Raw genomic sequence first — 4,896 nt, forward strand, 5'->3', positions numbered from 1 at the left:
ATACTCCAGAAAGGCGTAGGGCTTTTAAAGAAAAAGGTCTGACTCCCGCTGTCTTTTTTAAGATGCCGAGAAAGGAATATGCCTTTATAGATTTGGTAAAAGGCGAAGTTGTTTTCAAAGAAGGTTCGCTGGGCGATTTTGCCATTATGAGATCCAACGGTTTGCCAATTTACAATTTTGCCGTCGTTATAGATGACATATCAATGGAGATAACTCATGTGATCAGAGGTGATGATCATCTTTCCAATACACTGAAGCAGCTGGCTCTTTATGAAGCTTTTGGAATTGTACCACCAAAATTCGCACATGTGTCAATGATACTTGGTCCTGATGGAAAAAAACTCAGCAAAAGGCACGGAGCAACTTCTGTGGAAGAATTCCGTGACAAGGGATTTCTTCCTGAAGCCTTTATAAACTATCTCGTCCTGTTAGGCTGGTCCCACCCTGAAGGGAAGGAAATAATGTCTATCGATGAGATGATCAGGGAGTTCTCGATTGAGAGGCTTCACTCAAGCCCTGCCGTTTTTGATGTCACCAAAGCTCGTTGGATGAACGGCGTTTACATCCGCCAGGTGAATCTGGAAAGAGTTACAGAGCTGGCAATTCCCTATATAGTCGAAAAGGGTTATATGACAGAGGAACAGGCTAAGGCAAATATAAAGTGGCTTAGGAAAGCCGTAGATTCTGTGCGAAAAAGCGTTGAAACCATTGAAGAGATTCCAGAAAAACTCGAAGTCTATTTCAAAGGGCCTGAAATTATCGAATTGCCTGTGAAAACGGAAGAAGAGAAACAGGTAGTACTTGTTTTGAAAAAAATCAGAGAGCATCTTGAAGAACTCGATGTTTGGGACCATAAGGCAGTTGTAGATATTGTTAAAAATGCGGTAAAAGAGATCAAACCAGACAGGAAGCTCTTCTATCAGACCTTCAGAAAGGTCCTCACGGGTATGGATGAAGGGCCAGAACTCGTTGAGATTCTCTTTTTGCTTGGAAAAAATAAAGTTACAGATAGGATAGATAGGGCGGTGGGCAATCTGTGCTGAAAATAACGAATACCCTCACGGGAAAAAAAGAAGAATTTATTCCAATAAATTCCGGCGAGGTAAAAATTTATGTCTGTGGACCCACGGTGTACAACTTTGTTCATCTTGGAAACAGTAGACCAGCTATTACTTTTGATGCTTTCAGGAGATATCTTGAATATTGCGGCTACAAAGTTACACTCGCCCAGAATTTCACGGATATAGACGACAAAATCATTATCAAAGCCAATGAAGAGGGTGTGGATTCACTGGAAATAGCCGAGCGTTATATCATCCAGTACTGGAAGGATTCTATGGCTTTGGGTATAAGGCCAGCCAATTTTCACCCGAGAACAACACATTATGTTGATGAAATAATCGACTTCATCGAAGATCTTATTGCAAAGGGTTACGCTTACATTTCCGAGGGTGATGTTTATTTTGACGTTTCAAGTTTTGACGATTATGGCAGGCTTTCTGGAAGAAAGCTGGAAGAACTCATTGCGGGAGCCAGAATACAACCTGGCGAAAAGAAAAGAGCACCGGAAGACTTTACACTGTGGAAAGCCGCAAAGGAAAATGAACCCTATTGGGAAAGTCCCTGGGGGAAAGGAAGGCCTGGCTGGCATATTGAATGTTCGGTCATGTCTACCTGCATTCTTGGGAAGACCTTTGATATCCATGCGGGAGGGTCAGACCTGATATTTCCCCATCATGAAAACGAAAGGGCCCAGTCGGAGGCGAGATATGGAAAGCCCTTTGCTAGATACTGGATGCACAATGGCATGATGAGGTTCGCTGGCTCAAAAATGTCTAAATCGATGGGGAATTTTATAACAATAAAAGAAGCTGTGAAAAAATATGGAAAAGATGCCATACGTTATTTCGTGTTTTCAAAACACTATCGGTCGCCAATTGATTATTCAGAAGATCTGCTCCAAGAAGCAAAGATAGCTGTTACAAGAGGAAATCAAATATTAGATGACTTTGAACAAAGCCTGGGAGAAAAACAGCCTTTCGCCAAGAAAACCCCCTGGGTAAGCGAGAAAATAACCGAGTTTAAGACATATCTCGACGACGATTTCAACACTCCGAAAGCACTCGCGCTGATTTTTGAAATGATAAACGAAGTCGCCAACGCTTCTGAGAAGTTGCGAAGGTTGGAAGCTTTTCATCTTGTTAGAAACGAGTTTGGACCAGTATTGGGAATATTTGACTTTCCAGAAAGCGGACACTTTGATATTGATGGTCTTGTGAAAATACTCATAGATCTCAGAGATCAGTTTAGGAAGGAAAAGAACTACAAAAAATCAGACGAAATAAGAGATAGGTTAATGAGCCTTGGCATAAAGCTGATGGACACCCCTAGTGGTACTAAATGGTCATTCTGATCTCGTAACAAGCAAAAGAGTCATCCGTAAAGGGTGACTCTTTTTATTAGTATACACTTGACTATCTAACCTTTAAGATGGTATAATTTTGTTGCGAGACGTTCATTGCCCCGACGCTCCGCTAAAGCTTCCGGGGCTTTTTTCATTTCATTATGAATTTCCCCTTTAATGCATTGTCGTCATATGAATACCATGAAAAAAACGCAATTCCACTTTCTACTTCTGAACCCATCATTGCACCCAGAACGGTACCGGCATTTATAAAGAGGGAGAAAGAATGGTCAACAGGAACCTCTTTGGAAAACTGTGCAAACAGGGCATTATCTTTTAGGGGAGTCATTTGTTGAAGCCAGCTATCTGTTTCAACTTTATTAGCTAAACTGGAAATGATATATCCATTGTCAACCCATATATATAGGTCTTGCTCGGTTTTTACGGTATCTTCTTCAACCGTATATGCGATATCTGCTTCTTTCATCAGAGAGAGAAGCTCATCATAACTCCCATTAAACCCTATTTTGCTAATCAGTTTCAGAGGGAGAGGCGCAGGTGCAGTCTCGCTCTCATCAGTAGTGTCATCACCCATTTGCATACTCATAAAGCTATTCAAAAGTGCATCTACATCGAGCTCGACATCAACGAGAAGCTCGCCTGTGAGTTTGCTGGAAATTTTGTCGAAAAAGTCTTTAGATAGTGCTGGAATAGTGCTTGTAGTAAGAGAAAGATTGAACCGATCGCTCAATATGCCCTCTGCGTCAGCTATGGAACGTGTTTTTAAAGATAGTGCTGCGAAAGAAAATCTTGGATTAGCCTCCAGCTCTTTAACGGAAGCGCTTCCAAAAAGAGAGCGGAGCTTTTCGGCAGACTCAGGCGTTTTAGCTGATAATGTACCTTCACCTTTCAAGAAACCATCCTCGAAGTAAAGAACAGCCTTTTGGTCAAATTCCTCATCGCCACCTACCAGATACATGAATCCATTTGGAAAATCGCTGATGATATTAGAAACCTGATAACCTTTTTTCACGGTGGAGTACGCATCTACATCGCCTACGTAAAGATATTTTCCATCGGTGACGATTTTCAAACTGAAATTTTCAGGAAGAAATTGGGGAAGAACACTTTCAATTGCTTTCTTTGCATTTTCGGCTTTGTCAATAGGACCAAGAATCACGATGTTTTTTGCACCCGATTCCGTATTCCAAGTAGCCACGGCGAGATCGGCCGAAAAAGCACTGTAAATAGTTTGGGGATCCTGACCGTTGTTGTAAGCAGCCATTTCGATATACTGTGCTGCAATCTGATCAAGTGCCAGCTGGTTTATGAGCACATCACCGAGAGTTGTTCCCTTCAGCTTTTCATAGTTACCTTTGAGGTCTTCAATTAGAAGAACATTCAAAGCTGAGGAAGGAATTTTTGCAGCAAGCTCTTCAACTGAAGCTAAAGTAGTAATAGCTACCAAAAAAAACAGAAAAAATACAATACCCCTTTTCAATAGAACCACCTCCAACCATTTCTATTCTATATTATGACAGGCTATAAATCTTTCCCGTTCAGAAAAATTTTAACAGACTGACTGATAGTTTCCAATAAACAGTCGATACGAGGGAAAATCAAAGAAGAGTTGGCGTAAAATTGTAATATTCCATGATAATAGTTTCGCCAGCCCGTTGACTAAAACCCATTTATGATTTAGGTTTGTAACAGGATGCGTTAGGAGGGATGAAAATGGGAGAGAAGGAGTTAATGGAAAGTCTGAAGTCCTCAGAAGCAAGATGGAAAGAAAGAGTGTTGAACCCTGTTCTAAAACGCTTTCCAGAGCGAAAAAAACGTTTTGAAGCATCTTCGGGTACCGAGATTAAGCAAGTTTACACGCCTTTAGACATTTCCGGATTTGATTATATCAACCAGTTGGGTTTCCCGGGTGAATATCCTTTTACTAGAGGGGTTCAGCCTACCATGTATCGTGGGCGTTTTTGGACCATGAGGCAATACGCCGGATTTGGAACAGCGGAAGAATCCAATAAGCGATACAGATATCTCCTGTCGCAGGGACAGACAGGATTGTCAATAGCTTTTGATTTGCCGACTCAAATCGGTTACGACTCAGATGACCCTATGGCAGAAGGGGAAGTGGGAAAAGTTGGTGTTGCAATCGATTCTTTGAAAGACATGGAAATTCTTTTTGACGAAATCCCTTTGGACAAAGTAAGCACCTCTATGACCATTAATTCAACAGCCGCTATACTTTTGGCTATGTACATTGCCGTTGCTGAAAAGCAAGGAGTTCCACCTGAAAAACTAAAGGGAACGATTCAAAACGATATCCTCAAAGAATACATTGCCAGGGGAACATATATTTTTCCGCCTGATCCTTCCATGCGAATCATAACCAATATATTTGAATATTGTTCCAAGAACCTACCTGAATTCAATACCATAAGCATAAGTGGTTATCATATAAGAGAGGCGGGAGCAAATGCCGT

The 4,896-nt window shown here is 41.3% G+C and carries 4 protein-coding genes; 3 read left to right on the top strand and 1 reads right to left on the bottom strand.

What is annotated here, in order from left to right; translation table 11 throughout:
- Both gltX and cysS read left to right on the top strand, forming a co-directional pair.
- Positions 1 to 1,043, top strand: a 1,043-nt coding sequence (gene gltX, locus AC3LHT_RS04655; RefSeq protein WP_488662114.1) for a glutamate--tRNA ligase, incomplete at its 5' end; no start/stop codon positions are given.
- Positions 1,040 to 2,413, top strand: coding sequence for a cysteine--tRNA ligase (gene cysS, locus AC3LHT_RS04660; RefSeq protein ID WP_488662120.1), 1,374 nt, complete (start codon positions 1,040 to 1,042; stop codon positions 2,411 to 2,413). The genes gltX and cysS, both read left to right, overlap by 4 nt.
- A 142-nt stretch (positions 2,414 to 2,555) precedes the next feature.
- Here the strand turns inward: cysS and AC3LHT_RS04665 are convergent, their stop codons facing one another.
- Entirely contained in the window at positions 2,556 to 3,905 is a 1,350-nt protein-coding gene (locus AC3LHT_RS04665) for a hypothetical protein (RefSeq protein WP_488662115.1), read from the bottom strand.
- A 233-nt stretch (positions 3,906 to 4,138) separates the two neighbouring features.
- Between AC3LHT_RS04665 and AC3LHT_RS04670 the strand changes: the two genes are divergently transcribed.
- Positions 4,139 to 4,896: methylmalonyl-CoA mutase family protein (locus AC3LHT_RS04670; RefSeq protein WP_488662116.1), on the top strand; the 758-nt coding region annotated here is incomplete at its 3' end.

The organism is Kosmotoga sp. (assembly GCF_982836095.1).